Raw genomic sequence first — 26,963 nt, 5'->3', positions numbered from 1 at the left:
CGACCTAAAGCCGCGGCAAGCCCAGCAGCCGCTCCGGCGCGAACGGCGCCACCGGCACCGCCGGCGCGCGGCCGGTGGCGAGGTCGGCGACGAGCTGGCCGGTGATCGGGCCGGTCGAGAGGCCGATATGGCCGTGGCCGAAGGCGAAGATCAGGCCGGGGTGGCGGGGCGCCGGCCCGATCACCGGCAGGCCGTCGGGGGTCGAGGGGCGCGAGCCGAGCCAGGGCCGGTTGTCGAGGGGCTGGCCGAGGCGCACGGTGCCGGCGGCTTCCCGGGCCGCCGCCTCGATCTGTCCGTAATCCGGAGGCGCGTGGCGGTCCGCGACCTCGACGCCGGAGAGCACCCGCACCCGTCCCTCGCCCATCGGCGACAGGATCGAGGCGGCACCGGTGTCGTAGATTGGGCGGGTGAGGGCCGGGCTGCCGGGCTGGAGCGCGTAATGCCGGTGGTAACCGCGCTCGGCCGCGAAGGCGAAGCGGTAGCCGAGGAGCCGGGCGAGCTCGTTCGCCGCCGCCCCCGTCGCCAGCACCACCTGGCGCGCCCGGATGGTGCCGCCCGGATGGACGACGCGCCAGCCATCGGCCTGAGGCTCCAGGCGGCTCACGGTGGTGCGTACGGTGCGGCCGCCGAGGCCGGCGAACAGCCGCTCGGCAGCCTCGACGAGACCACCGGGATCCCCGACGGCGCCGGTCTCCGGCAGCAGCATCGCCCGGGCGAAGGGGCGGATCAGGGCGGGCTCGAGCGCCTGGATCGCCGGTCCCTCGACGATCTCGAACGGAACGCCGTGCCGACTCAAGATCTCGCGCTCCAGGGCTGCACCCGCGAAGGCCGCTTCCGTGCGGTAGAGCTTCACCCAGCCGCATTCGCGCAGGAGGTGCGGCACGCCGGCCCGGTCGGCGAGGCGCCGGTGCTCCGGATAGGCGGCGTTGGTGAGCGGGGCCAGCGCGTCGGCGGCGCGGCGCCAGGCCGACGCACGGGCGCTCGCCAGGAAATGCGCCGCCCAGGGCATCACCCGCAGCAGGTGGCGGTGGCGTAAGCGAAGGCCTGGATCGGCGTTGCGGAGGTAGGCCGGCAGCTTGCCCCACAGGGCGGGGCTCGACATCGGGAAGATCGAGCCGCGGCTGACCACGCCGGCATTGCCGTAGGAGGTGCGCGCCCGGGCCTCGCCGGGGTCGCACAGGACCACGTCCTGCCCGCGATCCTTCAGGGCGATGGCGGAGGACAGGCCCACGATCCCGCCGCCGACCACCACGATGTCGGCCGTCTGTTCGTCCTGCTGCATCGATCTTGTCTCGTCTCGCTCAATGGGTCAGGCCGGCGAGATCGAGCACCGTGCCGAGAAGCACCCGCGTCGCCGCGTCGGCATCCTCCAGGGTGATCGATTCGGCTGGGTTATGGCTGATGCCGCGGCGGCAGCGCACGAACAGCATCGCGGAGGGACCGAGGGCCGCCATCGCGACCGCGTCGTGGGTGGCGCCGGAGGGCAGCCGCAGGGGCGCGTGGCCGAGGTGCCGCGCCGCCCGGTCGAAAGCGGCCTGGAACCCCGGATCGAGGGCGACCGCCGCGTTGTCCATGTAGGTCTCGCAGGTGAAGCCGACCGCGCGCCGCTGTGCGATCGTCCGGCACTCGACCTGGATCGCCGCGAACAGGCTGTGACGGTCGGCATCCTCCGGCGCGCGCAGGTCGAGGCTGAAATCGATCCGGCCCGGGATCACGTTGACGGCCCCAGGCGCCACCGACAGGGCCCCCACCGTCGCGACCGCCCCCGGCACGGCCTCGCCCAGGTGCTCGACCGCGAGCGCCATCTCGGCGGCGGCGGCGAGCGCGTCCCGGCGCATGCCCATCGGCACGGTGCCGGCGTGGTTGGCCTCGCCGGTCACGGCGCAGCGCGCCCGGGTGAGCCCGACGATGCCTGAGACCACGCCGACCGGCTGCGCCGCCGCTTCCAGCGCCGGTCCCTGCTCGATATGGACCTCGAGGTAGCCGGCGATCTCAGCCGGTGAGCGGGCGAGGGCCGGGATGCCGTCCGGATCGCCGCCGAACTGGGTCAGCGCCTCGCGCAAGGTCGTGCCGGCGGCGTCGCGGCCCTCCAGCCACTCGGACTTGTACTGCCCGGCCCAGGCCTTCGAGGTCGAGAGCGAGGTCGGGAAACGCACGTTCTCCTCGTCGCCGAAGGCCACCACCTCCAGGGCGAAGGGGAGCGCGAGGCCGCGGGCGCGCACTTCCTCCGCCACCACCAGCCCCGCCGCCACCCCGAGGGGGCCGTCGTAGCGCCCGGCATCGACCACGCTGTCGATATGCGAGCCGAGCACCAGGGCCGGCAGCCCCGGCTCCCGTCCCTCCATCCGCCCGACCACGCTGCCGGCGGCATCGATCCGCGCTGCGAGCCCCGCTTCCCGCATCAGGCCGAGCACCGCCTCCGCCGTCGCCCGGTGGGCCGGCGAGAGGTAGAGCCGGGTCAGCCGGCCGGGCTCGTCGGTGTGGCGGGCGAGGTCGTCGATCAGCGCCATCACGCGGGCGCCGAGGCGGGGGGTGGTCTCGGTCATGGTGGTCGCGACCCTGCAAGGCTTCGAGCCGGCGGTATGCAGGGTCGATGCCGGCCGAGGCAACCGGGCGCGAAGCATGTCCTCGGACCGTCAGCGCATCGCCGGGCGCGGGCCGTCGAGGGGAGCGAGGCTGTCCGGCACCGCAGCGGGCGGCCGGATTGTTCGGAGGTCCCGGGCGAGGCCGGCCAGGTCCGGCACCGGGGCATCGCCCTGGCCGAACAACGCCGCGTCGAGGGCGGCGAGGCGCGGGCCGAGGCTCGGATCGGCACGCCAGGCCGCCGCGAGGCCGGGATCGCGACGGGCGGCGTGGTCAAGGGCGGCGTGGAACCCGCGCGCGTCGCGCCGCCGGGCGGCCCGGGCGAGCGCCCGCAGGGCCGGGGCAGCCGGCGCCTCGCGGCGGCGGGAGACGCCCCAGGCGCTCAAGCCGAGCCCGAAGGCCGCGAGCCCCGCGGCGAGCGCCCGCCAGGGCGAGGCCGGGGGAGGGGGCGCTTCCTCCGCGGTCCTCGCGGCGCGGGCGCCGACGATGCGGGCCGGGATCTCGGCCCCGCGCATCACCCGTGCCCTGGTATCGAACCACGGAATGGCAATCGCCGACAGGGTGATCGGCTCCGGCACGCCCGGGCGCACGTCCCAGCGATAGGTCACCCGGGCCACCGGGCCCGCCGGGGTGATGCGGGTCTGGCGCTCGACCGGCCCGGCGAAGGTGAGGATGCCGCGGGTGCGCAAGACCGGTCGCGGCGGCAGGGCGTCGGCGGTGAGCCCCCGGGCCTCCAGCGTCACGGTGCGCCGGGCCGGCTCACCGAGCTTCAGGGTCTCGGGCTCGGGTTCCCAGACGTCGGTGATCGTCAGGTCTTCCGCCGGCAGCCACCAGGGCTCGGGCGCGTCCGGCCCGCCCGGGCCCTGCCAGGCGGCGACCGCGATCGGCACCGGGTTCGAGCGCACCTCGATCAGACGGCGCTCGCCGCCGTCGACGATCGTCAGGCGGTGCAAGAAGGGGTCGACGACGAAGTGGCCGGGCCCTTGCGGAAACACCGCCACGGTGCGTTCGAAGCCGCGCGCCTCCTGGCCCTGGATCGTGGTGCGGAACCAGCGGTCGCGGCCGAGCTGGGTCCAGCCGAAATGCGGCAGGCTCGGCTGACGCAGATCCTCCAGAGCGATCTGCGCCCGGTAGGTGCCGCGGATGCGCAGGAGCACCATCTCGCGCGGGTACGGTGCGGCACCGCCTGGAACCTCGGCCGTGACGGTCAGGCTGAGGTCACCGTCTTCCAGGGCGAAAGCGGGCGTCGCGGCCAGAACCAGGGCGACGAGACACCATCTCACCATGGATTGCTCCCCGGCTGCACGGCGGTGCCGGCCTCGCGCCGGCGGCTCTGCTCGGCGCGGATCCGCAAGGCGACGAAGCGGCCGGGATCGTCGGTCAGGGTCGCGAGCCAGTGCCGGTCGGGGCGGATCTCCCGCGCCTCGAAGCTCTTCGAGACCCGGCGCACCTCGCGCTCCACCACCTCGGCCACGCTGGCATTGCCGCCGCCCTGGCGCCCGCCGCCCTCCGCATCGCTGGCCGAGCCGCGCGCCTGGCCGCGGCCGGGATCGACCGCCCGCTGCTCGGCCCGGCCGGTGCGGGCAGCCTTCGAGTTGCCCGGCGAATCGGCGGCCGAGGAGGCCTCGCGGTGGCCGGCGAGACCGTCGCCGGTGGAGGCGGTGCCGGCGTCGTTCGCATCGGATTCGGTCTTGGTGGCGTAGCGGGTGGCGGCGTCGGCCTGGGCATTGGCCTCGCCGGCGGTGCGGCCGCCGGGGGCGTCGGGCGTATCGAGGAGGCGGGCCACCAGCTCGCGGTTGGCCTTGGCGTCCTCGTCCGCCGGGTCGCGGGCGAGTGCGGCGTCGTAGGCTGCGAGTGCCCCCTTGAGGTCTCCGGCCAGCGCCAGTGCGTTGCCCCGGTTGTAGGGAGAGCCCGCGAAGGCCTCGGCGGCCTCGGCGTAGCGGCCGGCCGCGTAGAGGGCGGTGCCGCGCCAGGCTGGATCGTCGCTGACGCGGGCCGCCAGCCCCGGCAGGCCAGCCCCGAGGAGGAGGCGGGCGAGGGCGGCGGGCTCCACGATCAGCCCCGCGAGGGCGAGGCCCCCGGCCGCGAAGAGGAGCATCCGCATCAGGCGCTCCGCCGGAAGAGCAGCAGGACCGGCAGCAATGCGAGACCGGCGAGCCAGCGGCCGAGATCCTGCCAGGCCAGCACCGTGTAGCCGCCGTCCGCCAGGTGGCGGGCGACCGTCTCGGAGATCGCCGCCAGGACCGGGCCCGGCGCGTCGAGGCTGCCGGCACTGCCGCCGCCGAGGGTCGCGAGGCGGGACAGCCCGCTGCTATCCGGCCGCGGCGCCTCGGGCGGCAGGGCGGGGCCCGGCACCAGCACGGTGTGCAGCCGGTGGCCCTCTTCCCGGAGCGCCGCCGCCTCGCGGGAGGTGGCGGCGCCGAGGCCGCCGCCGTCGCTCACCAGCACCACGTCGCCGGTCACCACCGCACCCTCGGCGAGCGTCCGGCGGGCGAGCGCCAGGGCGCGAGCCGGGTGGCTGCCGCGATCCGGCACGGTGGCGCCGTCCAGCGCGAACAGGATCGTGCTCAAGGAGTCGCGGTCGGTGGTCGGCGTCGCGACGAGGTAGGCGTCGCCCGCATAGGCGATGACGGCGACCGCCCTGGTGCCGGCGGCCTCGGCCAGCGCTTGCGCCAGCGCCCGCGCCTCGCCGAGGCGCCCGCCCTCTGCGACCGAGCGCGACAGGTCGAGCGCGATGACCGTGGCGTCGAGGTTGCGGAACCCCGCCACGTCGCGGCGCTCCCGCGCCGGGCCGGCGAGGCCGAGGGCGACGAGGGCGCTCGCCACGACCAGCAGCCCCTGCCCGACGCGGCGCCCCGGCCGCACCGCGCCGCGGGCCGCGAGCGCGGCCATCAGGTGCGGCTCCACCGCCCTGACCCAGTCGCCCAAGGGGGCGGAGCGGTGGGCGGCGCGCCACGCCAGGAGCCCGAGGAGCGGCAGGGCGAGGAGCCACCAGGGACGGAGCAGGGTGAAGGCCTCGGTCACGCCGCCCTCCGGGTCAGCAGGAGGGCGAGGGCCGAGAGGAGCGCCACCCCGCCCGGCCACGGCCAGAGATCGCGGCGCAAGGGGACCGGCGGAGCCCGATCGCGCCCGCCCTCCAGGGCATCGATCGAGTCGGCCACGCCGGCGAGATCCTCGGTGGTGCGCACCCGGAAGAAGCGGCCGCCGCTCGTCGTCGCCACGTCGCGCAGGGCCTCCGAATCGACCACGTCCTGCTCGCCGTTCGCGTCGGCGAGGTCGCGGGGACCGAGCGCGATGGTGTGGACCCGGATGCCGAGGTCGCGGGCGAGCAGGGCCACGTCCCGCGGCGTGGTCTGGCCGGCATTGTTGGCGCCGTCGGAGAGCAGGACCACCACCTTGGACGGGCCCGGCAGAGCGTCGAGGCGCTTCAGGGCGAGGCCGAGCCCGTCGCCGATGCCGGTCGAGCGGCCGACGAGGCCGATCTGCGCCTCCTCCAGCGCCCGCGCGACCGCCCGCGTGTCGAAGGAGGGAGCCGCCGCTACGTCGGCCTGGTCGGCGAAGATCACGAGGCCGACCCGGTCGCCGGCCCGGCGGCGGATGAATTCGGCCCCGACGCGCTTGACCGCCGCGAGCCGCGAGGTGGTGCGTCCGTCGAGGGAAAAATCGATCCGCTCCATGCTGCCGGAGAGGTCGAGGGCGAGAACGATGTCCCTCCCTGAGGCCGGCAGGGCGGCGCCGGGCAGCACCAGCCGCGGGCCGGCGAGGGCCGCGACGAGCGAGACCCAGAGCAGCCAGGTCAGGGCCGCGCTCCCCCGGGCGCCGACGGCGAGCGGCCCGCCGCGATCGAGTCCGGCGACGAGGGAGGGCGGTACCGCGAGCGCTCCGCTGCCGCCCGACAGCGGTGGCAGGAAGCGGGCGGCGAGGAGCGGCAGCGGCAGGAGCAGGCCGGCGAGAGGCGCCGCGAAATCGAGGGAGGCGAAGCCGGCCATGGTCTAAGCCCGCAAACGGGCGAGGAGCCGGGCGAGGCCCGCTTCCGCCCCGGCGAGATCGGGGGCGGGACCCGGAGCGTAGAGGTTCTCGGTCAGCGCCCGGCCGGGACCATGTCCGAAGAAATCGGTGCGCAAGGCCGCGTCGAGCCCCGCCGGTCCCTCGACCCCGAGGCTGCGGGCGAGTCGCAGGCTCAAGCGGGCGAGGGCGACGCGGCGCTCGTCCGGCGGCAGGGCGCGGGCGGCGGCGAGTTCGGCGAGCGCCGCCCGGCGGATCGGGCGGGCGCGCCATCGGGGCAGGAGCCAAGCCGCGAGGCCGGCCAGCGCCAGGCCGATCGCGACGGCGACCAGGATCTCGGGCCGGACCAGCTCCGGATCGGGCGGGGCATGCAGGCCGCGAAGGCCCGCGAGGGCTGCTCGTGCCTCCTCACAGCACGGCATCGAGCCGCTCCATCAGGGGGGCGAACCCTTCCGGTCCCAGTTCGGTGTCGAGGCGGAGACCCGCGAGGCCCAGGCGGGTATAGGCCGCCAGGCGGTCCACTGGCGTCGGCCGCGTCCGGCCGATCCGGGCCGTGCCGCGGCGGCCATCCGGGGTGGCATAGGGGTAGAGGCCGGGCGGCGCGGCGCGCTCGAAGGGGTCGCTCACCAGGATCAGGCTGAGGGAGATCCGCTCGGCGAGCGCTGCCACGCTCTCGGCGAAGCCGTCGCCGGGTGCGTCGAGGGCGCTCGCCAGCACCAGGTGACCGCCCGCCGGCAGCAGCGCCCGCGCCCGCTCCAGGGTTGGGCCCAGGGGCGGGTCGGCATGGAGCGGGTCGGCATGGGGCGGGGCCGCGAGGGCCGCCTCGTGCGCCCGGGCGAGGCCCTGGCACAGGGCCGCCATGCCGCGCCCCCCGCCCCGCGGCGGAAGGGCCACCGGCTCGGGCGCGGCGACGCAGAGGCCGACCCGGCCGCCGTCGCCGGCAATGCGCCAGCCGAGCAGCGCCAGCGCCTCCGCGGCCGCGACCGAGCGCAGGGCGCGGCGGGTGCCGAACAGCATCGAGGGCCGGAAATCGGCGAGCAGCACCACGGCGCGGTCGCGCTCATCGTGGTGGGTACGCACGTGCAGCGTGCCGGTGCGGGCGGTGGCATTGCGGTCGATGTGGCGCACGTCGTCGCCCTCGGCCCAGAGCCGCACGTCATCGGGCTCGGTGCCACGCCCGCGCCGCCGCGTGACGATGCCGCCGGGCAGCCCCGAGCGTGCTTTCGTCGTCGCCCCGGCGCCGCGGCGGGCAAGGTGGCGCAGGCCCATGAGCGCTCCGGCCTCAAGGGCGATGCCGGGCTGTGCGAGCGGGTCGGACTCAGGCAGCGGGCGTGCCACGGTGAAGGACGTCCTCAGAGCGGATGCACCCGGTCGAGCAGGCCGGCCACCAGGGCGCGGGCGGTCTGCCCTTCCGCCGCAGCGCGCCAGGTCAGGGCGAGGCGGTGGGCCAGCGCGTCGCCGGCGAGTGCCACGACGTCGTCCGGAACCACGTGGTCGCGCCCGTGCAGGTAGGCCCGAGCCTTGCCGGCGAGCATCAAGGCCAGGGTCCCGCGGGGCGAGACCGGGTGCTCGATGGCGCCGCGCAAGTCCGGCGCCGCCGGCCCGCCGCGGGTGGCGGCGACGAGGCGGACCAGGAAATCCTTGAGAGCCGGCGAGACGTGGGTCTTGAGCGCCGCCGCGCGGGCGGCGCGCAGCTCGTCGACCGTCAGGCGCACCGGCATCGCGGCGGCCTCCTGATTCATCTCGCCCTCGACGAGGTCGAGGATGCGGCGCTCGGACGCCTCGTCCGGCATCTCGACGACGACGTGGAGGAGGAACCGGTCGAGCTGCGCCTCCGGCAGCGGGAAGGTGCCGGCATGCTCGATCGGGTTCTGGGTCGCCACCACCATGAACGGATCGGGCAGCGGGTGGGTGGTGCCCGCCACCGTGACCTGCTGCTCGGCCATCGCCTCGAGCAGGGCCGACTGTACCTTGGGCGGCGCCCGGTTGACCTCGTCGACGAGCACCAATGAGTGGAAGAGCGGGCCGGCCAGGAACTCGAACCGGCCACCGTCGGGCCGCCAGACCGTGGTGCCGGTGAGGTCGGCGGGCATCAGGTCGGGGGTGCACTGGATGCGGGCGAAGCCCGTGTCGAGCCCCTCGGCGAGGCGCTTGACCGCCCGGGTCTTGGCGAGGCCCGGCGCGCCCTCGATCAGCAGGTGGCCGCCGGTGAGGAGCCCGATCAGCAGCCGCTCGACGAGACCGGAGGCGCCGATCAGCCCCGCCTCCAGGCCGGTCCGCAGGGCGTGGAGCCGCGCGCGCACCGGGTCGTCGGGCGCCTTTCCGTCGAGGCCGGTCCTCGTGACGCTCCGCGCCACGGCCTGCTCCGCGCCTCGCGCCATCCCGTGCGTCTCCCTCGGGGCCGGTGCTTCGCGTGCCGGCTTTGAGGGGATCAGGCCTCGTCTCGCGGGGGGCGTCAATCCCGTGGGTGGGGCGGGAGGGGTGTGCTTAAGTCCGCGGTCTCCCGACGCCGCCACTTTCGCGGCCCACGCGTGTCCCTCATCGGTCTCTTGGATCCTAGGCATGTATCCATGTAGCGCATACGCTACAAAACATCAGGGATCTGGGCTGTCGCGAGCCTTCGTAAAATCGCTAAAATATTGACGTTGCGGGATTTTCAGATCGGAAGGCTCACCGCTGACAATGTACGGCAAAGCCGTTCCCGGATCGGTCCGACCGGGCCGTGAGCCTCCGCCAGGCCGCGCGACGATCCAGGTACTGGCTTCGCCGAAATGCGCTCGGCGACGATCTACTGGTCAAATGGAAGGCCGTCGCACTGTCGCGCGACGGCCTCTCGCTTCACTCGGAACGGCGGCACCCGCACGCGGGAGAGGAGAGGGCGTCCTGTGAAGAAGCGCCCGCACACCTCGATAGATGATCCTCACACCGTCCAGGGCGCCGGACGGTTCGAGGAGATGCCGTAGCGCGCGACCGCCTCCGCCACCTTCTCCCGATCGAGCTTGCCCTCGTCGGCCAGCGCCGCCAGCGCCGCCACGGCGACGTGGTGCCGGTCGACCTCGAAGAAGGCGCGGAGCGCATTGCGGGTGTCGCTGCGGCCGAAGCCATCGGTGCCGAGCGTCACGTAGCGGGCCTGGATCGCGGTCGCGATCAGTTGCGGGTAAGCCCGGACGTAGTCGGTGGCGGCGACCACCGGAGCGGAACCGGACAGCGACTCCTCGACCAGGCTGCGCCGCTGCGGCAAGCCCGGGTTCAGGCGGTTCGCGCGCTCGACCTCGCGGACCTCGCGGGCGAGTTCACTGAAGCTCGTGACGCTGTGGACCTCGGCCGCGATGCCCCATTCCTCGGCGAGCAGCCTCGCGGCGGCGACGACCTCGGGCAGGATCGCCCCCGAGCCGAGAAGACGAATAGCCGGCTCACCATTTCCGTAGCCGGCGAAACGATACATCCCGCGGATGATCCCGTCGCGTACGCCCTCCGGCATCGACGGCTGGGCGTAATTCTCGTTCATCGCCGTGACGTAGTAGAACGCATCGATGTCGCGCTCCATCATGTCGCGGGCGCCGTGGTCGAGGATCACCGCCATCTCGTAGGTGAAGGCCGGGTCGTAGGCGCGGCAGTTGGGGATCGTCGCGGCGACGAGGTGGCTCGACCCGTCCTGATGCTGCAGGCCCTCGCCGCCGAGCGTGGTGCGGCCGGCGGTGGCGCCGATCAGGAAGCCGCGGGCGCGCTGGTCCGCCGCCGCCCAGATCAGGTCGCCGACGCGCTGGAAGCCGAACATCGAGTAGTAGATGTAGAACGGCAGCATCGCGAGGCCGTGGACGCTGTAGGAGGTCGCGGCCGCCGCCCAGGACGAGATCGCGCCGGCCTCCGTGATGCCCTCCTCGAGCAGTTGCCCGTCGCGGGACTCCTTGTAGTAGAGCATCGAGCCGGCATCCTCCGGCTCGTAGAGCTGGCCGAGCGGCGAGTAGATGCCGACCTGCCGGAACAGGTTGGCCATGCCGAAGGTGCGCGCCTCGTCGGCGACGATCGGCACGACGCGCGGGCCCAGCTCCTTGTGCTTGATCAGGCTGCTGAACAGCCGCACCGCCGCGGTGGTGGTCGACATCTCCTTGCCGTCGGCTTCGAGCGCGAAACCCGCATAGGTCGAGAGGTCGGGCACGCTCACATGAGCAGCGGTTCGCCGACGCTTGGGCAGGAAGCCGCCCAACGCCTCACGGCGCTCGCGCAGGTAGCGCAGCTCGCGGCTGTTCTCATCGGGCTTGTAGAATTCCAGACGCTCGACCTGCGCGTCGGTGAGCGGCAGGGCGAAGCGATCACGGAATGCCTTGAGGGCGTCGGTGTCGAGCTTCTTCGCCTGATGGGCGGTCATGCGCGACTCGCCGGCGCCGCCCATGCCGTAGCCCTTCTTGGTCTTGGCCAGGATCACGGTCGGGCGGCCCTTGGTCGCCTTGGCGGCGGCGAAGGCCGCGTAGAGCTTGCGGAAATCGTGGCCGCCGCGCTTGAGCTTGTCGACGTCGGCATCCGACATGTGGGAGACAAGCGCCCGCACCTCCTCGTCCTCGCCGAAGAAGTGGGCGAGGTTGTAGGCGCCGTCCTTGGCCCCCAGCGTCTGGTACTTGCCGTCGACCGTGGCGGCGAAGCGGCGCAAGAGAGCGTGGTTGGTGTCGCGGGCGAAGATCGCGTCCCATTCCGAGCCCCACAGCACCTTGACGACGTTCCAGCCGGCGCCGCGGAAGACGCTCTCCAGCTCCTGGATGATCTGGCCGTTGCCGCGCACCGGCCCGTCGAGGCGCTGCAGGTTGCAGTTGATGACGAAGGTGACGTTGTCGAGTTTTTCGCGGGCCGCCAGGGTGAGGGCGCCGATCGATTCCGGCTCGTCCATCTCGCCGTCGCCGAACACGCCCCAGACGTGCTGGCCGGCGGTGTCCGCGAGGCCGCGGTCGCTGAGGTAGCGCATGAAGCGCGCCTGGTAGATCGCGTTCATCGGCCCGATGCCCATCGAGCCGGTCGGCACCTGCCAGAATTCCGGCATCAGCCAGGGATGGGGGTAGGAGCACAGGCCCTCGCCGGCGATCTCCTGGCGGTAATGCTTCAGGTTGGTCTCGGAGAGCCGCCCCTCCAGGAAGGCGCGGGCATAGACGCCGGGCGCCGAGTGCGGCTGGAAGAACACGAGGTCGGCGCCTGCACCCGAGGCGTCGCCGGCCTGGAAGAAGTGGTTGAAGCCGAGCTCGAAGATCTCGGCCGCCGAGGCGTAGCTCGCGACGTGGCCGCCGAGTTCGCCATAGGCCATGTTGGCCCGCACCACCATGGCGAGCGCGTTCCAGCGCATGATCGAGGTCAGGCGCTCCTCGACTCCGAGATCGCCCGGATAGGGCGGCTGCTTCTCGAGAGGAATCGTGTTGCGGTAGGGCGAGTAGGGCGGCGCCTCCTCGACGACGCCGATCTCCCGCGCCTTCTGCTCCAGCCGGTCGAGCAGGAAGCGGGCCCGGGCCGCGCCACCGTGGTGGAGCACTGACTCGAGCGAGGCGAGCCAGTCCGCGGTCTCGGCCGGATCCGGATCGGCCACCCCGCGGGGGCCCAGAATGGCTTGACCGTTTCCTTGCCCGTTCGGGCGATCGTTCTCGTTGACCGGCACGGCCGGGATCGGCTTGGCGCTCGCGCTCATGGCCTGACGTCCTCCCATTGATGGCGCCAGGATAATCCCCCGGTCGCGGCAGATGCTGCTTCGTTTGCCGCCACTTCGGCCGTCGGCGCAAAACATTTTCGCGGGAGCGGTCGCACGCGGTCGTTCTTGCCGCACTCGCCGGGCTGCGTCGCCCGCTCTGATCCATCGGACGCCACGCGTGCCCTCACCGTCCACCGGGTAGCGTCAATGGCACCTTTGTCCTATGGTCCCGGCCGAAGTCGGGCCGTGCGGGGCCGGCCTTCCCGTCGCTCTCCCCTCGTCGAAGCCATCTCGGCCAGGGAAACGGGGTCGCCGGCCCGCTTGCGTCCGGACGCGCTCGGGAACCTCAGCTCCGATGACCGCCGACACGGCCTCCGGCCTCACCCTGCTCCAGACCCCCCTGCACGCGCTGCACCAGGAGGTCGGCGCCCGGATGGTGCCCTTCGCCGGCTACATGATGCCGCTGCAATATCCGCTCGGGCTGCTCAAGGAGCACCTGCACACCCGCAAGGCGGCCGGGCTGTTCGACGTCTCGCATATGGGCCAGATCGCCGTGCGGCCTCGCTCCGGCGATCTCGCCGACGCCGCCGGCGCCCTCGAGACGGTGCTGCCCATCGATGTCGTCGGCCTCGGTGTGGGGCGCCAGCGCTACGGCTTCCTGACCACCCAGGGCGGCGGCATCCTCGACGACCTGATGCTCGCGAACCTCGGCGACCATTACCTGCTGATCGTCAACGCCGCCAACAAGGCCGCCGGCCTCGCCCACCTGCTCGATGCGATCGGCACCGAGTGCATCGTCGAGCCGGTCGACCGGGCGCTGATCGCGCTCCAGGGCCCGGGCGCGGAAGCGGCACTCGCCCGCCACCTGCCGGTGGTCGCCGAGATGCGCTTCATGGATGCGCGCGGAATCGCGTTCGCGGGCGAGGAGGGCGTGGTCGTCCGTTCCGGCTATACCGGCGAGGACGGGTTCGAGATCGCGCTGCCGGCCGAGTCCGCCGTGGCGCTCGCCCGCGCGTTGCTGGCGGATCCGGAGGTGAAGCCGATCGGCCTTGGCGCCCGCGATTCCCTGCGGCTCGAAGCGGGCCTGTGCCTGCACGGCTCGGACATCGACCACGAGACCTCGCCGGTCGAGGCCGGCCTGTCCTGGGCGATCCCGAAGGTGCGGCGTCTCGGCGGCGCCCGGGCCGGCGGCTTTCCGGGCGCCGAGCGCATCCTGGCCGAGGTAGCGGAGGGGCCGGCGCGCCTCCGGGTGGGCCTGCGGCCGGAGGGGCGCACCCCGGTGCGGGCGGGTGCGGCGCTCTACGACTCCGCCGAGGCGACCGAGGCGGTCGGCCGGGTGACCTCCGGCGGCTTCGGGCCGAGCCTGGAAGGGCCGATCGCCATGGGGGTGCTGCCGAGCGCGCTCGCGGTGCCCGGCACCTCCGTCTTCGCCGAGGTGCGCGGCCAGCGCCTGCCCTGCGCGGTGGTGCCGCTGCCGTTTCGGCCCGCCGGCTTCAAGCGTTCCTGATCAAGAGGATGGTCTTCATGCTGAAATATACCGACGAGCACGAGTGGCTGCGCCTGGAGGGCGACGTGGCGACGGTGGGGATCACCGACCACGCCGCCGAGCAGCTCGGCGACCTCGTCTTCGTCGAGCTGCCGAAGGTCGGCGCCACGCTGACCAAGGGCGCCGCCGCCGCGGTGGTGGAATCGGTCAAGGCGGCCTCCGACGTCTACGCGCCGGTCGATGGCGAGGTGACCGAGGTCAACGAGGCCGCGGTGAGCAGCCCGGAGAGCGTCGGCACCGATCCGCAGGGCACCGGCTGGCTCTACCGCGTCCGCCTCAGCGATCCGTCCCAGCTCGACGGGCTGATGGACGAGGCGGCCTACCGCGCCTTCCTGGGCTGACATCGTCTGACACTCTCGACGGGCGGAGTTCGATGAGCTCCGCCATTCGCATTCGAGCCGCATCGCACGGCTCCGACCAGGGCACCCCCTCCATGCCGATGGACAAGTACGACCCCTACGACTTCGCCAACCGCCGCCATATCGGCCCGTCGGTGGACGAGATCGCCCGCATGCTGGAGGTGGTCGGTGCCCCGAGCCTCGACGCCCTGATCGACGAGACCCTGCCGGCGGGGATCCGGCAGAAGGAAGCGACCGAGTTCGGCGCCGCCCTGTCGGAGCGGCGGGCGATCGAGCGCCTGCGCGCCACCGCCAACAAGAACAAGCTGCTGACCTCGCTGATCGGCCAGGGCTACCACGGCACCACGATGCCGCCGGCGATCCAGCGCAACATCTTCGAGAACCCGGCCTGGTACACGGCCTACTCGCCCTACCAGCCCGAGATCAGCCAGGGCCGGCTCGAGGCTCTGCTCAATTTCCAGACCTGCGTCAGCGACCTGACCGGGCTCGACATCGCCAACGCCTCGCTCCTCGACGAGGCGACCGCCGCCGCCGAGGCGATGGGCATGGCGCGCCGAATCGCCAGCGCGAAATCCGACACCTTCTTCGTCGACGCGCAGTGCCTGCCGCAGACGATCGCGGTGCTGAAGACCCGGGCCGAGCCGTTCGGCTGGCGCATCGTCGTCGGCGACCCCTTCACCGACCTCGACCCCGCGTCAGTCTTCGGCGCGATCTTCCAGTATCCGGGCGTCGAGGGCGCGGCCCACGACTTCACCGACGTGATCGCCAAGCTGCATGACGCCGGCGCCATCGCGGTGGTGGCGGCCGATCCGCTGGCGCTCACCGTCCTCAAGCCGCCGGGCGAGATGGGGGCCGACATCGCGGTCGGCTCGATGCAGCGCTTCGGCGTGCCGATGGGGTACGGCGGTCCGCACGCCGCCTACATGGCGACGCGGGACGCCCACAAGCGCTCGCTGCCCGGGCGCATCGTCGGCGTCTCGGTCGATTCCCGCGGCAACCGCGCCTACCGGCTCTCACTCCAGACCCGCGAGCAGCACATCCGGCGCGAGAAGGCGACCTCGAACATCTGCACCAGCCAGGTGCTGCTCGCGGTCATCGCCTCGATGTACGCGGTGTTCCACGGGCCGCGCGGGCTCAAGGCAATCGCGATGCGCATCCACCGCGACGCGACGCGGCTCGCCGCGGGCCTCAACCAGCTCGGCTTCGAGACGCATCCGGACGCCTTCTTCGACACGATCACCGTCACGGTCGGGCCGTTCCAGGGCGTGATCCTGAAGAACGCCGTCGCCAACGGGATCAACCTGCGCAAGGTCGGCAGCGACCGCATCGGCATCACGGTCGACGAGCGCACCCGGCCCGACATCATCGAGGCGGTGTGGCGCGCCTTCGGGGGCGACGCGCTGACCTACGGCGAGTCCTGGCCCGAGCCGCGGCTGCCGGCGGACCTCGTGCGCACCTCCGAGTACCTGACCCACCCGATCTTCCACATGAACCGGGCCGAGAGCGAGATGACGCGCTACATGCGCCGCCTCGCCGATCGGGACCTCGCCCTCGACCGGGCGATGATCCCGCTGGGCTCCTGCACGATGAAGCTCAACGCGACCGCCGAGATGCTGCCGATCTCGTGGCCGGAATTCTCGGAGCTGCACCCCTTCGCGCCGAAGGACCAGGCCGAGGGCTACGCCGAGATGATCGCCGATCTCTCGCAGAAGCTCGCCGACATCACCGGCTACGCGGCGATCTCGATGCAGCCGAATTCCGGCGCGCAGGGCGAGTATGCCGGCCTGCTGGCGATCCGCGCCTACCACCTCTCGCGCGGCGAGGGTCACCGCACGGTCTGCCTGATCCCATCCTCGGCCCACGGCACCAACCCGGCCTCGGCGCAGATGTGCGGCATGACCGTGGTGGTGGTCGGCGCCGACCGCAACGGCAACGTCGACGTGGCCGACTTCCGCGCCAAGGCCGAGAAACACGGGGCCAACCTCGCCGCCTGCATGATCACCTACCCGTCCACTCACGGGGTGTTCGAGGAGGCGGTGCGGGAGATCTGCGACATCACCCACGCCCATGGCGGCCAGGTCTATCTCGACGGCGCCAACCTCAACGCCCTCGTCGGCCTCGCCCGGCCGGGGGACATCGGGGCGGATGTCAGCCACATCAACCTGCACAAGACCTTCTGCATCCCGCATGGCGGCGGCGGGCCCGGCATGGGGCCGATCGGCGTCAAGGCGCACCTGATCCCGTTCCTCCCCGGCCACCCGGAGACCGACGGGCGCGAGTTCTCGGTCTCGGCCGCGCCGTACGGCTCCGCCGCGATCCTGCCGATCTCCTGGAGCTACTGCCTGCTGATGGGCGGGCGCGGACTGACGCAGGCCACCCGCATCGCGATCCTCAACGCCAACTACATCGCCAAGCGCCTCGCCGGCGCCTACGAGGTGCTCTACACCGGCACCCACGGCCGGGTGGCGCATGAGTGCATCATCGACGCCCGCCCGCTGATGAAGAGCGCCGGAATCAGCGTCGAGGACATCGCCAAGCGGCTGATCGATTGCGGCTTCCACCCGCCGACGATGAGCTGGCCGGTGGCCGGCACCCTGATGATCGAGCCGACCGAGTCCGAGACCAAGGGCGAGATCGACCGCTTCTGCGACGCCATGCTGGCGATCCGGGACGAGATCCGGGCGATCGAGGAGGGCCGGATGGACCGGGCCGACAACCCGCTCAAGAACGCCCCCCACACGGTGGAAGACCTGATCGGCCCGTGGGAGCGGCCTTATTCCCGCGAGGCGGCCTGCTTCCCGGCCGGCGCCTTCCGGGTCGACAAGTACTGGCCGCCGGTCAACCGGGTGGACAATGCCTACGGCGACCGCAACCTCGTCTGCGCCTGCCCGCCGGTGGAGAGCTACATGAAGGCGGCGGAGTAGGACGACGATACCCGGGCCGGTGCCGCCGCTCCCTCCGGCGGCACCGGCCCTTCCGCATGCTGGGTGATGACACAACGTAGACGGGCAAAAAATCCTCGGTCGACAATCCAGGATCGCTTTGCGCCGGGGTTATGGATCACGTAATTCATTAACCTACGCGTATCTCTCGGCGTTACGGCGGCTTTCTCATGCACGATACGGCTTATGAAATCGGCGGAGCTTTCATTCGCGAATATATCAAACGACATCCCTGCGTCGTCGTCGAGATCGGCAGCATGGATGTCAACGGAAGCCTGCGGGACCACATCGATGCGGGCGACGTCTACCTTGGCCTGGACGTCGAGCACGGCAAGAGCGTGGATCTGGTGATCGATCCGCTCAAGCCGCTGCCGCTGCGGGACGGCTTCGCCGACATCGTGCTGTCGAGCTCGCAGATGGAGCACGACAAGTTTTTCTGGAAAACGTTCCTCGAACTAATCCGAGTCACGAAGAACGGCGGATATATCTACATCAGCTCACCGTCCAATGGCGATTACCATTCGTATCCCATCGATTGTTGGCGTTTCTATCCCGAGGCCGGTCTCGCGCTGTCGGACTGGGCGAATGCCAACGGCCTGCCGTGCACGCTGATCGAGAGCTTCACCGCCGGCCGGAAGAATGACAATTGGAACGACTACGTCGCGATTTTCCAGAAATGCCCGCCGGAGCTGGCGACTCCGGGCGAGCGCCTCTCGAACGGCTTCACGTCCTACAATGTCAGGACGCTCGGCTCCGACGAGGTCGCGAACAGGAGCGACAGGACGGAGGACTTTCTCCTGATCGCCGAAGCCCGGCAACGCCTGGCCGCGGCGCAGGACGAGATCCGCGCGCTCAACGAGAAGATCGAGGTGCTGGAACGCGACTTGCGAGCCGCGAATGCGCGCGACGTCGACCAGCACGGCGTCCGCGAGGCGGCGGACCAGGCGATCGCGGAATAAGTGCAGCTCACGAGGCTCCCGCCGTGCGGGCGCTGCCATGGCGAGCAGCCATCTATCGGGAGTCTCGCGGGGACAAGCGCCGCGCCGGCATCGCGTAGGGTCGCGCGTCCTCCAGGCAGGGGTCAGCCCGCCACCTCTTCCCCTCTGTAATCCCGCCAGATCGCCTTCTCCCCCAGCCCCGCCGCAAATGCAGCATGCGCCGCGCGCTCGGCGTCGGTGAGGCGGCTGCGGGTCGGGCGGGGGCCGTGCTCGATCGGCGCGGCCCGCAAGCTGGGACCGGCCGGGCCGGTAGTGCCCTCCACCGTCAGGCCGAGGGTCGTCTGCTTGCCGCCGAGCAGCTCGATATAGACCTCGGCGAGGATCTGCGCGTCGAGGAGCGCGCCGTGCTTGGTGCGGCGGGAATTGTCGATGCCGTAGCGCGAGCAGAGCGCGTCGAGGTTGTTGGCCGCGCCCGGATGCTTGCGGCGGGCGAGCGCCAGGGTGTCGACGACGCCCGCGAGTTCGATCGCCGGCGGGGCCTTGTCGCCGAGGCGGGCGTACTCGGCGTTGAGGAAGCCGACGTCGAAGGCGGCGTTGTGGATCACCAGGGTGGCGTCGCCGCAGAACTCCAGGAAGTCGGGCAGGATCTGCGCGAAGAGTGGCTTGTCGGCCAGGAACGCGTCGGACAGGCCGTGGACCCGGAACGCCCCCTCCGACACCGGCCGCTGCGGGTTGATATAGCGGTGGAACTCGCGGCCGGACGGGATGTGGTTGAGGAGCTCGATCCCGCCGATCTCGATCAGCCGGTCGGTCTTGGCCTCGGTGCCGGTGGTCTCGGTGTCGAGGACGATCTCGCGCAGCATCGTGCGGCTCCCTGGAGAAAGGTCTTCCGACCGGTGTAGCGACGAAGCGTTAACCGGCCCGCCCCGCTGCCACGGCGGCGATGATCGCGTCGACCTGCGCCTCGGCCTCGGGGAAGCCGCGGTCGGTCTCGATCAGATGGTCGGCACGGCGGCGCTTCTCGGCGTCGGGCATCTGCTTGGCGAGGATCTGCGCGAAGGTTTCCTCGGTCATGCCCGGCCGGGCGAGCACCCGGGCGCGCTGCACCTCGGGCGGAGCGGTGACCACCGCGACGGCGTCGCACCCCGCCTCGCCGCCGGTCTCGAACAGCAGCGGAACGTCGAGCACGACGAGGGGCGCCGCCGCATGGGCGGCCAGGAAGTCGTCCCGCGCTCGGGCCACCAGCGGATGGACCAGGGATTCGAGGAGGCGCAGGCGCTCGGGGTCGCCAAGCACGGTGTTGCGCAGGGCGGCGCGGTCGACCGACCCGTCGGGGGCCAGCGTGCCAGGGAAGGCCTCACCGATGGCCGCCGCGGCGGCTCCCCCCGAACCGTAGAGGGCGTGCACGCAGGCATCGGCGTCGTGGACCGGCACACGACGCGCGCGGAACATCGCCGCCGTGGCACTCTTGCCCATGCCGATCGAGCCGGTGAGGCCGAGGATGAAGGGCCGGCTCACCCGTGTCCCCCGAGATCGGCGACGATGCGGGCGCGGAGAGAAGGGGTGACCTCGGGCGTCCGACCGAACCAGCGGAAGAAGCCCGGCACCGCTTGGTGCAGCAGCATGCCGAGCCCGTCGACCGCCGCGAGACCCCGGGCGCGGGCGGCGGCGAGCAGGGGCGTCTCCAGCGGCACGTAGACGATGTCGGCCACCGCCGCCTCGCCCGGCAGGGGCGCGAGGTCGAGGGTGAGCGGGTCCTGGCCCGCCATGCCGAGGGCGGTTGTGTTGACGAGGAGCCCGGTGGCGGGAAGGCGGGCCGGCACCGAATCCCAGGGAATGGCGGTGATCCGGGCCGGATCGAGGGCGGTCAGGCCCTCGGCCCGCTCGGCGCTGCGGTTCGCCACGATCAGGCGGTCCAGGCCGCGTTCGAGCAGGCCGACCAGGATGGCGCGGGCCGCCCCGCCGGCCCCGAGCACCAGGGTGGCGCGCCCGCCCGCGAGGCCCGTCGCCTCCGGCCAGCCGGCGCCGAGGCTGGCATCGAGATGGGCGAGGAAGCCCGGTGCGTCGGTGTTGTCGCCGTGCAGGCGCCCGTCCTCGAACCACAGCGTGTTGACGGCGCCGATTCGCTCCGCCCTGGGCGTCAGCACCTGACTCAGACGGAAGGCCGCCTCCTTGTGCGGGATGGTGACGTTGCCGCCCACCCAGCCCTCGGCCCGAAGGCTGCGGACGAAGTTCGGGAAGGCATCGGGATGGACGTCGATGCGCTCGTAACGCCCCGGCAGGCCGTGCTCGGCGAGCCAGTGGCCGTGGATCAGCGGCGAGCGGGAATGGGCGATCGGGTGGCCCACCACGAAGGCTCTGGGGTACGGGGTCGTCATCGCGAAGTCGTCTCAGAACGCCAGCAATCCCCGCCCGCGCAACCGCGCGAGCAGGGGCAGGAGCGGCAGGCCCAGGATGGTCGAGTGGTCGCCCTCGATGCGGTCGAACAGGTGGATGCCGATGCCCTCGAGCTGGTAGGCGCCGACGCTGCCGGTGACGGCGGGCCCGGCGGCGTCGAGATAGGCCGCGATCCCGGCCTCGCCGAGGGGCCGCATCGCGAGCCGCGCGGTCGCCACGAAGCGGTCGACCACCGCGCCGCCGACGGCCAGCGCCACGGCGGAGTGCAGGGCGTGGGTGCGCCCCTGCAGCCGCGCGAGATGGGCGGCCGCCCCCGCCCGGTCGGCGGGCTTGTGGAAGACCGCGCCGTCGAGGTCGAGCACCTGGTCGGCCCCGATCACCACCCGGTCCGGCGCCCGCGCGGCGACCGCCGCCGCCTTGGCGGCGGCCAGGCGCTCGGCGAGTTGCGCGGGCGGCAGGCCCGCCGCCTCGGCCTCGACGGCGCGCTCGTCGACGCCCGGCGCCCGGGTCTCCACGGTGAGCCCTGCGGCGTCGAGCAGCGCGCGCCGCGTCGGGCTGGTCGAGGCGAGGAGGAGCGGCGCGAGGCCGCGCCAGAGGGAGGAAGCGTGCGGCATCGTCGTCTAGTCGGCGATGAACTTCAGCCGGTGCTCGCGGTGGAGATCGACGATCGCCGCCGCCGTCTCCTCGATCGAGCGCCGCGTGACGTCGATCACCGGCCAGCGGTTGCGGGCGAAGAGCCGGCGCGACGAGGCGATCTCGTTCGCCACCGAGTCGCGGTCGACATAGGAGGAGGAATCGTCGGCCTTGAGGCTGAGCAGGCGGTTCTGGCGGATCTGCACGATCCGCTCCGGCGAGGCGATCAGCCCGACGATGAGGGGCAGGCGCAGGGTCTCCAGCACCGGCGGCGGCGGCACCCCGGGGATCAGCGGGATGTTGGTGGTCTTCAGGCCGCGATTGGCGAGATAGATCGCCGTCGGCGTCTTCGAGGTGCGGCTCACCCCGAGCAGGATCACGTCCGCCTCGTTGAGGTCGTGCGGCAGGTTGCCGTCGTCGTGGGCGAGCGTGAAGTTCATCGCGTCGATGCGCTTGAAGTACTCCGCGTTCAGCATGTGCTGCGCACCCGGCCGCGCCGTGGAGTGGGTGCCGAGATAGGATTGCAGCAGCCGGTGCACCGGCTCCAGCACCGAGAGGAGCGGCGAGCCGGTGGCCCGGCAGGCCTCCTCCAGCCGCTCGGTCAGCTCGCGCCCGACCAGGGTGTAGAGCACGATGCCGGGAGCCTGCTCGATCTCGTTGATCACCCGTTCGAGCTGCGTGCCGGAGCGCACGAGGGGATAGACGTGCTCGATCGCCGAGACCCCCTCGTACTGCGCCGCCGCCGCGCGGCCGACGTTGATCAGGGTCTCGCCGGTGGAATCCGACACGAGGTGGAGGTGGAAGTAGCTGCGGACCACGCGGGCTCCCCGGGCTCGCCGCGGGCGCGGCTGACACACCCGACTCCGGCGTCCGGCGGGTCGTCCACCGATCGGTCGCGCGGAGTCGATGAGTGTGGATAATGCGCCGGCGAAGCCAGGTCCAGGCGCGAGGGGTGTGGGTTAACGGCTCCGCGCCTCAACAGGCCGGCCGTTAACACTCGTGGCGGGCCGCCCGTGGGAGAATCCGGGACGTGGGACCGCCGATGCGAGTCCCGCGAGGCCCAAGCCCCTCGCGACTCTCGTGATCCTTCGACAATGGAGCAAATCTGTTAAAGGCCTCTTAACGCACTGGCGGTGGGGACGGGCTGTGGATGCCGCTGGAGCCCCGCGACGCCTGCCCCCAATAGAAAAAACAGATTCCTAGAATCTCTCTTTTCTTTTCAGGAGCCTGGGTGGGGACGGCCATCGCCGGGGGTCGCGACCACGCGCCGGGCTGGCGCGGAGAGGCGGTTCTCGGCATAGGGAAGCGGGCCACCGGCGTGGCGCAAGCTTCAAGATTTTCGGTTTTCGAGGGGGAGAGCATGGGCGGGACCGCGGGAGCCGGACGGGAAGGCGCGGAGCGGCCGCTCCTGCGGGTGCTGAACGGCGAGGCGCTGTCGCCGCCTCCCGCCTGGATGATGCGCCAGGCCGGCCGCTACCTGCCGGAATACCGGGCGGTGCGGGCCGAGGCCGGCTCGTTCCTCGACCTGTGCTACAACCCTGACTTCGCCACCGAGGTCACCCTGCAGCCGATCCGCCGCTTCGGCTTCGAGGCGGCGATCCTGTTCTCCGACATCCTGGTGGTGCCCCATGCGCTCGGCCAGGACGTGCGCTTCGTGGAAGGGGAGGGGCCCCGCCTCGACCCGCTGGCTGGCCGGCCCGAATTCGATGCGCTGATCGAGGCGGGCGACCCGCGGGTGATGCGCCACCTCAACCCCGTCTTCGAGACCGTCGGGCGCCTGCGGGCGGAACTGCCACCTGAGACCACGCTGCTCGGCTTCTGCGGCGCGCCCTGGACCGTGGCGAGCTACATGATCGGCGGGCGCGGTACCCCGGACCTCGCGCCGGCCCGGGCGCTCGCCGCCCGCGACCCTGCCCTCCTCGACGCGCTGATCGACCGGCTGGTCGCGGTCTCGACCGAGTACCTGGTGCGCCAGTTCGAGGCCGGCGCCGACGCGGTGCAGATCTTCGAGAGCCATGCCGGCAGCCTGCCGGACGTGCCGGGGGGGGAGGCCGGCGACGCGCTCGCGCGCTGGAGCTTCCAACCGATCGCCCGGATGGTGTCCGGCATCCGCGCCCGCGTGCCCGGCGCCAGGATCATCGTCTTCGCCCGCGGGTCGGGCCTCGAGGGCCACGCCCGCGTGGCGGAGGAGACCGGCGCCGACGCGGTCGGGGTCGACTGGGCGGTGGATCTGGGCGCCCTGCGCGCCCGCCTGCCGGCCTCGGTCATCACGCAGGGCAACCTCCACCCCGAAACCCTGATCGGCGGCGGCGAGGCCCTGGACGCGGCCGTGGATGCCATCCTCAAGGCCACCGCCGGCACGCCCCACATCTTCAACCTCGGCCACGGCATCACCCCGCAGACGCCGATCGCCCATGTCGAGAGGATGCTGGCACGGTTGCGGGGGTAGCGCGGTTTGGTGCGATGCGGAGACGCTTCCGCCATTCGTGATCCCGGCGATCCCACGCGCGACCTCGTCCTGAGGTGCCGGAGCGAAGCGGAGGCCTCGAAGGAGGCGTCCAGGGATCGCGGCGGCATCGGGATCCCTCCCTCGGGGCTGCGTGATCTTCGACCGCACAGCCCCGAGGGATGAGGCCGCAGGTGGATGATCTGAATCAAACGATCCAAAATCCTCCGACAGGGACAATCTCACCGTGTATCTCTGGATCAAGGCCGCCCACATCATCTCGCTCATCGCCTGGATGGCGGCGATGCTCTATCTGCCGCGGCTATTCGTCTATCACGCGGCGCTGCCGGCGGGGTCGCCCCAGGGCGAGACCTTCAAGGTGATGGAGCGGCGGCTCGCCAAGGCGATCATGCTGCCGGGGATGATCGCCACCTGGATCTTGGGCATCGCGCTCGCGGTGATGAGCGGCGCCTACACCCAGGGCTGGATGCACGCCAAGTTCGCCCTGGTGCTCGCGATGAGCGGCATCCACGGCTGGCTGTCGCGGATGGTCAAGGACTTCGCCGCCGACCGCAACACCCGCAGCCCCAAATTCTACCGGGTGCTCAACGAGGTGCCGACGCTCCTGATGATCCTCATCGTGATCCTGGTGGTGGTGAAGCCGTTCTGAGGGAGCACGTGATGGCGGGCATCGAGACGCAGACCCTCTCCTTCACCCTGGCCGGGCGTGCCTTGAGCCTGCCGGTGGACCGGATCGGCGCCGGCCCGCCGGCCCTGCTGCTCCCGGCCCTGTCCTCCATCGCCACCCGCGAGGAGATGCGGCCCCTGGCGACGCGGTTGTCCGCCCGCCATCGCTGCCTGGTGCCGGACTGGCCCGGCTTCGGCGCGCAACCCCGGGCGCGGGTGGCGCTCGCCCCCGACACGCTCCACGCCTTCCTCGACGCCCTCCTGGCGCAGGAGCCCGGCCCCTACGCGCTCGGAGTCGCGGCCGGCCACGCGGCCGGCTACCTCGTCGCCGCGGCGGCCAGGCATCCCGGCACCTTCCGGCGGCTGGTCCTCGTGGCGCCGACCTGGCGCGGCCCGCTGCCGACCGCGATGGGCGAGGAGCGCCGGCCGTTCTTCGGGCGCCTGCGCCGGGCGGTCGAGGCGCCGGTCTTCGGCAACCTGCTCTACCGGCTCAACGTCAGCACGCCGGTCGTGTCCCGGATGATGCAGGCCCACGTCTATGCCGATCCGGCCCGGGTCACCCCGGCGCTGCTGGCCGAGAAGCGGCGGGTGACGCATCAGCCCCGGGCCCGCTTCGGCACCGCCGCCTTCGTCACCGGCGGCCTCGACCCGGTCTGGACCCGCGAGGACTTCCACGCCCTGTTCGGCCCGGACCTGCCGCCGGTGACGATGCTGCAGCCGAAGGGCGCGCCGCGCCGCTCCGGCGCCGAGATGACGGCGCTGGCCGAGGCCGGCCTCGTGCGCGCCGTCGCGATCCCGGGGGCGCTCGCCGCCCACGAGGAATGCCCCGAGGCAGTCGCGGCCGCGATCCTCTCGGCGGAGGCATGAGGCGATGTGGGCGCCGCTCGCCCTCTGCCTGGCGCTCGCTGCGAGCATCGCCGCGGCCGAGCCGGCGCCCCAGCCCTACCTGAAGCCGGGCGCCCTCGACGCCGGCGCGATCCTGCCCCCGCCACCGAAGCCCGGCAGCGCCGGGCACGACGCCGATGCGGCGGCCTACGCGGCGACCCGGGCCCTCGCCGGTTCGCCGCGCTGGCATCTCGCCACCGCCGACGTCCCCTCCGGCGTCGGCGCCCTTCTCGGCGACTTCTCCTGCGCCGCCGGCCGGCAGCTCGATCCCACCCGCCTGCCGGCTTTGGCCGCGCTCCTCGCCCGCACCCGCCGCGACGTGGTGACGGTGGTGCGCGATGCGAAGGCGCACTTCGCCCGTCTCCGGCCGCATCTCGGCAACGACGCCCCTCTCTGCGTCGACCGCACCGAGGCCCTGGACAAGAGCTTCGCCTATCCCTCCGGCCACGCCACCGAGGGCTGGACCTTCGGCCTCGTCCTCGCCGCCCTGATGCGGGAGCGCGCCACGGCGCTCCTCGACCGCGGCCGGATCTACGGCGAGAGCCGGATCGTCTGCGGGGTGCACTGGGCAAGCGACGTCGAGGCCGGCCGCCTCGCCGGAAGCGCCCTGTTCGCCGCCCTCGTCGGCGATCCCGCCTTCCGGGCCGACCTCGACCGTGCCCGGGCCGAGTTCGCCACCGCGCCGTCGGGACCGGCGCCCGAGCCAGCGGCCTGCGCCCGCGAGAAGGCGGCACCGTTGCCATGAGGCCACAGCTGCGGACGATGCAGGACTTTATTCCGGAATTATGACGTTGGGTCATGCGCTTGTCCGGGGCCGCCCGCGGCCCGCCGGTCTCGCCCGAGGCGGATCTTCAATCTCAAGTCGATAAATTGCTCGCAACTGGGCTTGCTCGATATTGACGTATCATTGCCGCAACGATAACGAGTCGTTGATTTTCGTGGCCGAATCGTTATCACTTGTCTCAACGCTGATCGGGTGACCGAAGCTGCTTTCAAAGACTTGAAATCCGGCTTGCCGGGTTGGATGACTGTTCCATGCGTGCTGTCCGACATGAAGGCGGATGTGGACTCTCCCAGGCGCGCACGATCAACGCGCTTCTTCTCGAAGATGACGACGTCGATGCCAAGCTGATCGCCCTGCAGGCGGCCGGTTTCCGGATGCTCGACATGCGCGTGCTGCGGGCCCGCTCCACCGCCGAGGCGCGCGAGCACGTCGACCACGAGCGGATCGACCTCGCGATCCTCGATTTCTGGCTCGGCTGCGAATCGAGCCTGCGCTTCCTCGCCGAGCTCGGCGCGCGGATGCCCGGCCTGCCGGCGATCGTGCTGACCGGGCTCAGCATGCCGGACGTGCGCGAGATGTGCGGGAGCGCCGGCGCCGTGCGCTTCCTCGACAAGGCCAGCCTCACCGGCGAGGCGTTCGAGGCCGCGATCCTGGGCGTGCTTGGCCCGCGCGCCTTCCGCTCTCCTTCCGCCGAGCCGACCCGCTACGGGAGGCCCGGCCTCACCATCGTCCAGACCGGGAGATGCGACCGATGAACGGCCAGATCACCTACCTCAACGCCGGACCGGGCAGCGAGCAGACCACCATGGAACCGGCCCCGACCGACGCCTCGAACACGATCGAGAAGGTGCGCGAGCTCCTCTACGGCAACGCGATGCGCTCGCAGGGCCGCCGGGTCGAGGATCTGCGCGAGGCGATGACCGACCTCGAGCAGCGCATGGTTCAGCGCTTCAACGACATGCAGAAGTCGATCGACGCCCTCGCCCTGTCGCTGCGGATGGAGCAGAGCAACGCCGTGCGGGCGATCGGCGGCGCGGTGACCGAGATGGGCCGGCAGATCTCCGCCCTGGCCGACCGCAACCCGTGAAGCGCG

At 72.2% G+C, this 26,963-nt stretch carries 25 protein-coding genes; 10 read left to right on the top strand and 15 right to left on the bottom strand.

The features are described from left to right. Positions 1 to 4: 4 nt before the first annotated feature. The 10 genes from MFF64_RS07095 to mdeB form a co-directional block, all read right to left on the bottom strand. On the bottom strand, positions 5 to 1,282 hold the full coding sequence (locus MFF64_RS07095; RefSeq protein ID WP_099906747.1) for an NAD(P)/FAD-dependent oxidoreductase: 1,278 nt from the start codon (positions 1,280 to 1,282) through the stop codon (positions 5 to 7). Positions 1,283 to 1,301: 19 nt separating this feature from the next. Beyond that, positions 1,302 to 2,546, bottom strand: coding sequence for an allantoate amidohydrolase (locus MFF64_RS07090; protein ID WP_099906749.1), 1,245 nt, complete (start codon positions 2,544 to 2,546; stop codon positions 1,302 to 1,304). A 90-nt stretch (positions 2,547 to 2,636) separates the two neighbouring features. Further along, complete coding sequence (locus MFF64_RS07085; RefSeq protein ID WP_099906751.1) at positions 2,637 to 3,869, bottom strand: BatD family protein; 1,233 nt, start codon at positions 3,867 to 3,869, stop codon at positions 2,637 to 2,639. After that, entirely contained in the window at positions 3,863 to 4,687 is an 825-nt protein-coding gene (locus MFF64_RS07080) for a hypothetical protein (protein ID WP_238190221.1), read from the bottom strand. Before MFF64_RS07080 ends, MFF64_RS07085 begins: the two co-directional genes overlap by 7 nt. Next, entirely contained in the window at positions 4,687 to 5,607 is a 921-nt protein-coding gene (locus MFF64_RS07075) for a VWA domain-containing protein (protein ID WP_099906754.1), read from the bottom strand. Before MFF64_RS07075 ends, MFF64_RS07080 begins: the two co-directional genes overlap by 1 nt. Next, on the bottom strand, positions 5,604 to 6,572 hold the full coding sequence (locus MFF64_RS07070; RefSeq protein ID WP_238190219.1) for a VWA domain-containing protein: 969 nt from the start codon (positions 6,570 to 6,572) through the stop codon (positions 5,604 to 5,606). Before MFF64_RS07070 ends, MFF64_RS07075 begins: the two co-directional genes overlap by 4 nt. 3 nt (positions 6,573 to 6,575) lie before the next feature. Next, on the bottom strand, positions 6,576 to 7,010 hold the full coding sequence (locus tag MFF64_RS07065; RefSeq protein ID WP_099901432.1) for a DUF4381 family protein: 435 nt from the start codon (positions 7,008 to 7,010) through the stop codon (positions 6,576 to 6,578). Then, a complete protein-coding gene (locus tag MFF64_RS07060) occupies positions 6,997 to 7,857 on the bottom strand; it encodes a DUF58 domain-containing protein (protein WP_099901430.1) in 861 nt (286 codons plus the stop codon). Before MFF64_RS07060 ends, MFF64_RS07065 begins: the two co-directional genes overlap by 14 nt. An 83-nt stretch (positions 7,858 to 7,940) precedes the next feature. After that, positions 7,941 to 8,969, bottom strand: coding sequence for an AAA family ATPase (locus MFF64_RS07055; RefSeq protein ID WP_238190216.1), 1,029 nt, complete (start codon positions 8,967 to 8,969; stop codon positions 7,941 to 7,943). A 539-nt stretch (positions 8,970 to 9,508) separates the two neighbouring features. Continuing rightward, positions 9,509 to 12,253 (bottom strand): alpha-ketoglutarate dehydrogenase, encoded by a 2,745-nt coding sequence (mdeB, locus tag MFF64_RS07050; RefSeq protein WP_099899598.1) that lies wholly within the window; start codon positions 12,251 to 12,253, stop codon positions 9,509 to 9,511. Positions 12,254 to 12,608: 355 nt separating this feature from the next. Between mdeB and gcvT the strand changes: the two genes are divergently transcribed. The 4 genes from gcvT (at position 12,609) to MFF64_RS07030 (ending at position 18,059) form a co-directional block, all read left to right on the top strand. After that, a complete protein-coding gene (gene gcvT / locus MFF64_RS07045) occupies positions 12,609 to 13,760 on the top strand; it encodes a glycine cleavage system aminomethyltransferase GcvT (protein WP_099899596.1) in 1,152 nt (383 codons plus the stop codon). Positions 13,761 to 13,777: 17 nt separating this feature from the next. Beyond that, on the top strand, positions 13,778 to 14,140 hold the full coding sequence (gcvH, locus tag MFF64_RS07040) for a glycine cleavage system protein GcvH (protein ID WP_099899600.1): 363 nt from the start codon (positions 13,778 to 13,780) through the stop codon (positions 14,138 to 14,140). A 92-nt stretch (positions 14,141 to 14,232) separates the two neighbouring features. Next, positions 14,233 to 17,082, top strand: coding sequence for an aminomethyl-transferring glycine dehydrogenase (gene gcvP, locus MFF64_RS07035; protein WP_238190339.1), 2,850 nt, complete (start codon positions 14,233 to 14,235; stop codon positions 17,080 to 17,082). Positions 17,083 to 17,270: 188 nt separating this feature from the next. Further along, positions 17,271 to 18,059, top strand: a complete 789-nt coding sequence (locus MFF64_RS07030; protein WP_133123011.1) for a methyltransferase domain-containing protein — start codon at positions 17,271 to 17,273, stop codon at positions 18,057 to 18,059. 122 nt (positions 18,060 to 18,181) lie between these two features. Here MFF64_RS07030 and dnaQ read toward each other — a convergent pair whose 3' ends face one another. From dnaQ to MFF64_RS07005, 5 genes are read right to left on the bottom strand one after another with little or no spacing between them, the layout of a single operon-like run. Next, a complete protein-coding gene (dnaQ, locus tag MFF64_RS07025) occupies positions 18,182 to 18,901 on the bottom strand; it encodes a DNA polymerase III subunit epsilon (RefSeq protein WP_099899592.1) in 720 nt (239 codons plus the stop codon). A 49-nt stretch (positions 18,902 to 18,950) separates the two neighbouring features. Beyond that, entirely contained in the window at positions 18,951 to 19,556 is a 606-nt protein-coding gene (coaE, locus tag MFF64_RS07020; protein ID WP_238190214.1) for a dephospho-CoA kinase, read from the bottom strand. Continuing rightward, positions 19,553 to 20,416, bottom strand: a complete 864-nt coding sequence (locus MFF64_RS07015; RefSeq protein ID WP_099900863.1) for a shikimate dehydrogenase — start codon at positions 20,414 to 20,416, stop codon at positions 19,553 to 19,555. Before MFF64_RS07015 ends, coaE begins: the two co-directional genes overlap by 4 nt. A gap of 12 nt (positions 20,417 to 20,428) precedes the next feature. After that, positions 20,429 to 21,049 (bottom strand): Maf family nucleotide pyrophosphatase, encoded by a 621-nt coding sequence (locus MFF64_RS07010; protein ID WP_238190204.1) that lies wholly within the window; start codon positions 21,047 to 21,049, stop codon positions 20,429 to 20,431. A gap of 6 nt (positions 21,050 to 21,055) precedes the next feature. Further along, on the bottom strand, positions 21,056 to 21,886 hold the full coding sequence (locus MFF64_RS07005; protein WP_099901386.1) for a pyruvate, water dikinase regulatory protein: 831 nt from the start codon (positions 21,884 to 21,886) through the stop codon (positions 21,056 to 21,058). A gap of 542 nt (positions 21,887 to 22,428) precedes the next feature. Between MFF64_RS07005 and hemE the strand changes: the two genes are divergently transcribed. The 6 genes from hemE (at position 22,429) to MFF64_RS06975 (ending at position 26,957) form a co-directional block, all read left to right on the top strand. Further along, positions 22,429 to 23,517 (top strand): uroporphyrinogen decarboxylase, encoded by a 1,089-nt coding sequence (hemE, locus tag MFF64_RS07000; RefSeq protein ID WP_099904119.1) that lies wholly within the window; start codon positions 22,429 to 22,431, stop codon positions 23,515 to 23,517. Between the two features lie 244 nt (positions 23,518 to 23,761). Then, positions 23,762 to 24,184, top strand: a complete 423-nt coding sequence (hemJ, locus tag MFF64_RS06995; protein ID WP_099904117.1) for a protoporphyrinogen oxidase HemJ — start codon at positions 23,762 to 23,764, stop codon at positions 24,182 to 24,184. 20 nt (positions 24,185 to 24,204) lie between these two features. After that, a complete protein-coding gene (locus tag MFF64_RS06990; protein WP_099904121.1) occupies positions 24,205 to 25,068 on the top strand; it encodes an alpha/beta hydrolase in 864 nt (287 codons plus the stop codon). A gap of 4 nt (positions 25,069 to 25,072) precedes the next feature. Beyond that, a complete protein-coding gene (locus MFF64_RS06985; RefSeq protein WP_099904115.1) occupies positions 25,073 to 25,831 on the top strand; it encodes an acid phosphatase in 759 nt (252 codons plus the stop codon). A 290-nt stretch (positions 25,832 to 26,121) separates the two neighbouring features. After that, complete coding sequence (locus tag MFF64_RS06980; RefSeq protein ID WP_238190201.1) at positions 26,122 to 26,625, top strand: response regulator; 504 nt, start codon at positions 26,122 to 26,124, stop codon at positions 26,623 to 26,625. Continuing rightward, positions 26,622 to 26,957 (top strand): hypothetical protein, encoded by a 336-nt coding sequence (locus tag MFF64_RS06975; RefSeq protein WP_238190199.1) that lies wholly within the window; start codon positions 26,622 to 26,624, stop codon positions 26,955 to 26,957. The genes MFF64_RS06980 and MFF64_RS06975 overlap by 4 nt, the downstream gene beginning before the upstream one ends. The last annotated feature ends 6 nt before the right edge of the window (positions 26,958 to 26,963 follow it).

The organism is Methylobacterium frigidaeris (assembly GCF_022179185.1).
GTDB classification, from domain to species: Bacteria; Pseudomonadota; Alphaproteobacteria; order Rhizobiales; family Beijerinckiaceae; genus Methylobacterium; species Methylobacterium frigidaeris.
The sequence above is the reverse complement of the archived record's forward strand: the minus strand, read 5'-3'. Positions and strand labels throughout refer to the sequence as shown.

Coding starts and splice junctions, on each gene's coding strand:
- MFF64_RS07070 (WP_238190219.1), bottom strand. CDS start 6,572: ATGGCCGGCTTCGCCTCCCTCGATTTCGCGGCGCCTCTCGCCGGCCTG.
- MFF64_RS06980 (WP_238190201.1), top strand. CDS start 26,122: ATGCGTGCTGTCCGACATGAAGGCGGATGTGGACTCTCCCAGGCGCGC.
- mdeB (WP_099899598.1), bottom strand. CDS start 12,253: ATGAGCGCGAGCGCCAAGCCGATCCCGGCCGTGCCGGTCAACGAGAAC.
- MFF64_RS07015 (WP_099900863.1), bottom strand. CDS start 20,416: ATGACGACCCCGTACCCCAGAGCCTTCGTGGTGGGCCACCCGATCGCC.
- MFF64_RS06985 (WP_099904115.1), top strand. CDS start 25,073: ATGTGGGCGCCGCTCGCCCTCTGCCTGGCGCTCGCTGCGAGCATCGCC.
- gcvH (WP_099899600.1), top strand. CDS start 13,778: ATGCTGAAATATACCGACGAGCACGAGTGGCTGCGCCTGGAGGGCGAC.
- MFF64_RS06975 (WP_238190199.1), top strand. CDS start 26,622: ATGAACGGCCAGATCACCTACCTCAACGCCGGACCGGGCAGCGAGCAG.
- MFF64_RS07085 (WP_099906751.1), bottom strand. CDS start 3,869: ATGGTGAGATGGTGTCTCGTCGCCCTGGTTCTGGCCGCGACGCCCGCT.
- MFF64_RS07060 (WP_099901430.1), bottom strand. CDS start 7,857: ATGGGCCTGCGCCACCTTGCCCGCCGCGGCGCCGGGGCGACGACGAAA.
- gcvP (WP_238190339.1), top strand. CDS start 14,233: ATGCCGATGGACAAGTACGACCCCTACGACTTCGCCAACCGCCGCCAT.
- MFF64_RS07080 (WP_238190221.1), bottom strand. CDS start 4,687: ATGCGGATGCTCCTCTTCGCGGCCGGGGGCCTCGCCCTCGCGGGGCTG.
- gcvT (WP_099899596.1), top strand. CDS start 12,609: ATGACCGCCGACACGGCCTCCGGCCTCACCCTGCTCCAGACCCCCCTG.
- hemE (WP_099904119.1), top strand. CDS start 22,429: ATGGGCGGGACCGCGGGAGCCGGACGGGAAGGCGCGGAGCGGCCGCTC.
- MFF64_RS07065 (WP_099901432.1), bottom strand. CDS start 7,010: ATGCCGTGCTGTGAGGAGGCACGAGCAGCCCTCGCGGGCCTTCGCGGC.
- dnaQ (WP_099899592.1), bottom strand. CDS start 18,901: ATGCTGCGCGAGATCGTCCTCGACACCGAGACCACCGGCACCGAGGCC.
- MFF64_RS07010 (WP_238190204.1), bottom strand. CDS start 21,049: ATGCCGCACGCTTCCTCCCTCTGGCGCGGCCTCGCGCCGCTCCTCCTC.
- MFF64_RS07055 (WP_238190216.1), bottom strand. CDS start 8,969: ATGGCGCGAGGCGCGGAGCAGGCCGTGGCGCGGAGCGTCACGAGGACC.
- MFF64_RS07090 (WP_099906749.1), bottom strand. CDS start 2,546: ATGACCGAGACCACCCCCCGCCTCGGCGCCCGCGTGATGGCGCTGATC.
- MFF64_RS07030 (WP_133123011.1), top strand. CDS start 17,271: ATGCACGATACGGCTTATGAAATCGGCGGAGCTTTCATTCGCGAATAT.
- MFF64_RS07095 (WP_099906747.1), bottom strand. CDS start 1,282: ATGCAGCAGGACGAACAGACGGCCGACATCGTGGTGGTCGGCGGCGGG.